Annotated in this window: 3 protein-coding genes and 1 pseudogene; 1 reads left to right on the top strand and 3 read right to left on the bottom strand. The window is 72.9% G+C overall.

Features of this window, described 5'->3' with window-relative positions:
* Window positions 1–82 precede the first annotated feature (82 nt).
* The 3 genes and pseudogenes from ABZ281_RS38500 to ABZ281_RS38510 all read right to left on the bottom strand — a co-directional run.
* Window positions 83–946: pseudogene (locus ABZ281_RS38500) on the bottom strand (dioxygenase); the annotation flags it as partial.
* Window positions 943–1089, bottom strand: coding sequence for a hypothetical protein (locus ABZ281_RS38505; RefSeq protein ID WP_356662665.1), 147 nt, complete (start codon window positions 1087–1089; stop codon window positions 943–945). The gene ABZ281_RS38505 and the pseudogene ABZ281_RS38500, both read right to left, overlap by 4 nt.
* A gap of 56 nt (window positions 1090–1145) precedes the next feature.
* Window positions 1146–2891 (bottom strand): FAD-dependent monooxygenase, encoded by a 1746-nt coding sequence (locus ABZ281_RS38510; protein WP_356662666.1) that lies wholly within the window; start codon window positions 2889–2891, stop codon window positions 1146–1148.
* A 327-nt stretch (window positions 2892–3218) separates the two neighbouring features.
* Between ABZ281_RS38510 and ABZ281_RS38515 the strand changes: the two genes are divergently transcribed.
* Window positions 3219–4692: regulator (locus tag ABZ281_RS38515; protein WP_356662667.1), on the top strand; the 1474-nt coding region annotated here is incomplete at its 3' end.

A 4692-nucleotide genomic window follows, 5' to 3' on the forward strand; every position in this document is an offset into this window, starting at 1 on the left:
GGTCCGGAGCCATTTGCGCTCCACTAAAGACTTTGATGGGAAAAGCCAACAAGACAGGGGAAAGCCGTGGTGGGCCTGGTACAGATGGGTCGGGGACGAGGTCGAAGCGGGCGTGCCGGAAGGGGTTCTCCACGCCGAACTCCCGGGCCAGGGACGGGTCGTCGGTCTCGGCGAAGTCCTGGACCAGGCTCCGCTTCACGGCGAACACCGCGTCGGAGTCGAGGTAGTCGCCGTCGGCCACGAAGATATGCGTGGTGACGGGCGTGTGGCCCTCGGCCGTGGCGATGAAGTGGATGTGCGCGGGGCGGTACGGGTGCCGTCCGGTGGCGCGCAGCAGCCCGCCCACGGGGCCGTCCGTGGGGATGGGATACGCCGCCGGGACGCAGGTGCGGAACCAGAAGCGGCCCTCGGGGTCGGCGGTGAACAGCCCGCGTCCGTTGCCCGCGGGCTGGACGCCGGGCTGCTGGACGTCGTAGAAGCCCTTGTCGTCGGCCTGCCAGACATCGACGACGGCGCCGGGCAGCGGGGTGCCGTCGGCGGACCGCATCCGGCCGCTGACAACGCACTTCTCACCGCCGCCGACCAGGTCGATGTCGTCGCCGAGCGCACGGACCGGCGACTCGGTCAGGTGGAAGGGGCCCAGCACGGTCGACTCGGTGGCGCCCGCGGCGTGATCGCCGCTCAGGGTCTCCACCAGCATGGAGAGGCCCAACACGTCCGACAGCAGGATGAACTCCTGCCGGGTGGCGGTACAGGTCTGCCCGGTCGCGGTCAGGAATGCGATCGCCCGCTCCCACTCCTGCCGGCTGAGACGGGTCTCGCGCGCGAAGTCGTGCAGATGGCGGACGAGGCCGGTGAGCAGTTCACGCAGTCTCGGGTCGGCGGTCCCGCGCAGGCTGGCGAGGGCCTGCTCGGTGACGTCAGCCCTGGTCACATCGGTGGTCATTCCGGCTCCTCGCCGTCGACATCCGCTTCTTCCAGATCTTCCGCTGGTTCCAGACCTTCGTCTGCTTCCGGATCTTCGGCTGCTTCCGGATCTTTCGCGGCTTCCGAATCTTCCGCTGTCTCCAGCTCTTCCCTCGCTTCCATGATGGCGCCCCCTCGGGCGGGCCGAGGGGGCGCCGCGGCGCGTCCTGCGGCAGGTGTCAGGCATGCCCGAGGATCCGCCGCAGCGCGTCCGCGAGCAGCTCTCCGGCGTCCGCGCCGACGGAGGCGTGCCGGAAGGCGACGAAACCGTCCGGGCGTACCAGGAGGGCGCCCGCGTCCGGGATCTCACGCAGCCGCGCCCAGTCGCCGTACGGGTCCTCGTACCGCTGCCCCGGGCCGATCACCACCGTGGCGATCTCCATCTGCTGTTCCTCGGCCGCCCGCACCCAGGCCTCTCCCCCGATGCCTGTCAGCAGGGTGAAGCGGCCCCGGCCGATGGTGTCGAGGGTCGAGAGGGTGCGGGTGCCGGAGGTGATCCAGGCGTGCGGGAGCCGGGCGCCGGGGCGGGAGGACGGCTGGTGGTGCAGCTCGGGGTCGCGGGCGAAGCCGGGGTCGGGTGTGCCGTCCGGGACGATCGCGGCGGAATTCTCGTCGTAGCGCTGGTTGAGGTCGACGCCGTGCGCGTTGAACTCGTAAACCTTGAAGGCGATCGCCTCGCGCAGTGCGGCCCGCTGCCTCTCGGCGGCCTCGGTGGCGTCCTTGCGGGCGGCGATGTTGGCCCACAGCTGCTCGGGGGTTTGCGGCGAGAGCCCGTCGAGGGCCTCGAAGACCGGGGCGGTCTCGCGGATGGACCGGTTGGCGCGGGTGACGATCTGCCGGCCGACCGGGGCACGCTCGGCGGTGTAGCTGTCGAGCAGTCGGGGATGGGCGGTGCCGTCGAGGACGAGTCTGAGCTTCCAGGCGAGGTTGTAGGCGTCCTGGATCGAGGTGTTGGAGCCGAGACCGTTGGACGGCGGATGCCGGTGCACGGCGTCGCCGGCGCAGAAGACCCGGCCGCCCGCGTACGTCTCGGCGTACATCTCGTTGACGGTCCACGCCGAGGACGACTTGACGGTCACGGGGAGGTCGTCGTCCCCGACGAGCGCCCGGACGACCGACTCGGCGTACTCCGTGGTCAGGTCGGGCGCGCCGGCGTTCACGTCGTAGCCCCAGACGATCAGCCACTCGTTCCAGGGGCGCACGCAGCGCACCAGGCCGGCGCCGATGCCGCCGACCGTCGCGCCCGGGGCGAGGACCCAGTACAGGGTGGACGGGCGGTGGGCGGTGTACCGGGCGAGGTCCGCCTCGAAGACGATGTTGATGCTGCCGGCCACGCCCATCTGACCCCCCATCGGCAGCCCGGCGTCCTCGGCGACCTTCGATCGTCCGCCGTCGGCGCCGATCAGGTACTTGGCGCGGATCTCGTACGTGTCCCCGCGCAGCCGGTCGCGGACGGTGGCGGTGACGCCGTCGGCGTCCTGGGTGTGGGAGAGGTACTCGTTCTGGAAGCGGAGCCGGGTGCCGCGGGCGACGGCCGCGTTCACGAGGACAGGCTCCATGAGGTGCTGCGGCATGTCGCACATGCGCGTGGGGCTGGCGAGTTCGTGCTCGGCCTGCACCAGCGGGTCGTTGCCCCAGGAGCGCACCCGTCCCAGTTCCTCGCCCGCCAGGCTCGTGCAGAACGTCGTGTTGCCCATCAGGTGCTGCGGGGTGGCCTGCGCGACGACCTCCTGCTCCACGCCGAGGTCGCGCAGCACCTCCATGGTGCGCTGGTTGGTGATGTGCGCGCGGGGTGTGTCGGCGAGGCTCGCGTAGCGGGTCACCACGATGTTGGGGACGCCGTAGGTGCTCAGGGCCAGCGCGGCCGAGGCACCGGCCGGGCCGCTGCCCACGATCAGGACGTCGGTCTCGACGACGGTGGACACGGGCGCTCCTGCGGGAAGGGGTTCGGGCGGCGGGACGCGGGACGTGCATGATCATGGGGGTCTTCAGCCGGGCACGGGTGTCTCATTACGAGACACAGGGGTGTCGGCGAAGGGCGGCGTCGGGTGCCCGACGGTGAGAGTGGTCGGCGAAGGGCGGCGTCGGATGCCTCCTTACGGGACAGTCGGTGCCCCCTTACGCGACACCGAGCGGCCGGCAAAAGGCGGCGTCGGGTGCCCCCTTACGAAACGCCGGCCGGTCGGCGAAGAGCGGTGTCGGGACCCGCGGTTGTTTCCCGCTCAACTGAACCCGTTACGGTGGGCCGTGCCGTGACCACCACAGATGCCTCCCCCGCAGCCACCAGCGCCCGGCCCTCACTGCGCGTCGCCCGCGAGCGGTTCCTGTCGGGGCGTCCGCTGCCCCAGGGCGTGCCGGAGGAGGTCGTCGCGGCGTGGCGGCGGGCTCGGTTCTTCGGCGTGCCGCACGACTTGGAGGAGTCGGTGGCGTGTCCTCCGCTCTCCGGGGAATCGACGCTGCTCGGCGCCGCCCGGCCGGTGCTCGACCGGATCGTCCCCGCGCTGGGGATGGGCGGCTCGCTGCTCGCCCTGACCGACGAGCGGCTGCGGGTGCTGTGGACGGCCGGGAGCGTCCCCGGGTTCGGCGCGTGCACCGGCCTGTCGGAGCAGGAGGTCGGCCACAACAGCGCGGCCCTCGCCCTGCGCACCCGGAGCCGGGCCGAGGTGCACGGACCCGAGCACTTCCTCGACCGGTGGCAGGACGTCTCCGCGGTCAGCGTCCCGGTGCTCGGGCCGGAGAGCGGACAGGTGCTGGGCACCCTGACGGTCGCGTCACGGCTGTGCACCGCCGGACCGCCGCATCCGCAGGCGGCCTTCGCCGAGGCGACGGTCGCGGCGGTCGAGACGGAGCTGCGGGCCCGGGCCGGGCCGGGCGAGCGGGCGTTGCTGGATGCCTATGTGCGCGCGGCGCGCGGGCCGGACCGGGCCGTGGCGGCACTCGACGGCCGCAACCGGCTGGTCAGCGACGCGGCGCAGCGGCTGCTGACGCCGGAGGTGCTGGGCGTGCTGGAGCGCACGGCGGCAGGCGCGCGGCACCGGGACGTCACGGGCGTCGTGCGATTGCCGGAGGGAGCCGGGTGCACGGTGCGCGTCACGCCGGTACGCCTGGACGGCAGGACGATCGGGATCCTGGCCGCCCTGGAGCCGCTCGACGATCCGGCACCCGCTGCGCCGGTCCCGCCCCCGCCGGTCACCCTGGCCGGCTCCTCGGTCCCCTGGCGGCACGCCGTCGGACGGGCCGCCGAGCTGGTGCGCTCCGGGGAGCCCCTGCTGCTGACCGGCGAGCGCGGAACCGGCAAGTCCGCACTGGCGCGGGAGTTGTCGGGCCCGGACCCAGTCCAGGTGGCCGACGCGGCGCGGGACGCCGGACTCGACCATGCCCTGTCCGCGTGGCGGCCCGACCGCCTCCTCCTGCTCCGGCACGCCGAGCGCCTCGCACAGCCCGGGGTGGCCGCGCTCAACTCCCTGCTGGACCAGCACCCGGACACCCGGCTGCTGGTCACCTACCCACCCGGCGCGCCGGCCGGCCCTTGCCTCAAGCGCCTGCTGGACAAACTGTCGGCCCGCTCCGTGGCCCTGCCGCCGCTGCGGGAACGCACCGAGGACATACGGGAACTCCTGCCCGCCCTCACCCCCCGCCCGGCGCCCGGGCAACCTCCGCTGACCTGGACCCTGGACGCCCTGCGCGCCCTCGAGGCGTACCCGTGGCCCGGGAACGTCACCGAGC

Source organism: Streptomyces sp. NPDC006265, from assembly GCF_040613555.1.
Taxonomy (GTDB): domain Bacteria; phylum Actinomycetota; class Actinomycetes; order Streptomycetales; family Streptomycetaceae; genus Streptomyces.

Excerpts from the sequence above, each read along its gene's own strand:
- ABZ281_RS38505 (WP_356662665.1), bottom strand. The coding sequence starts at position 1,089 with ATGGAAGCGAGGGAAGAGCTGGAGACAGCGGAAGATTCGGAAGCCGCG.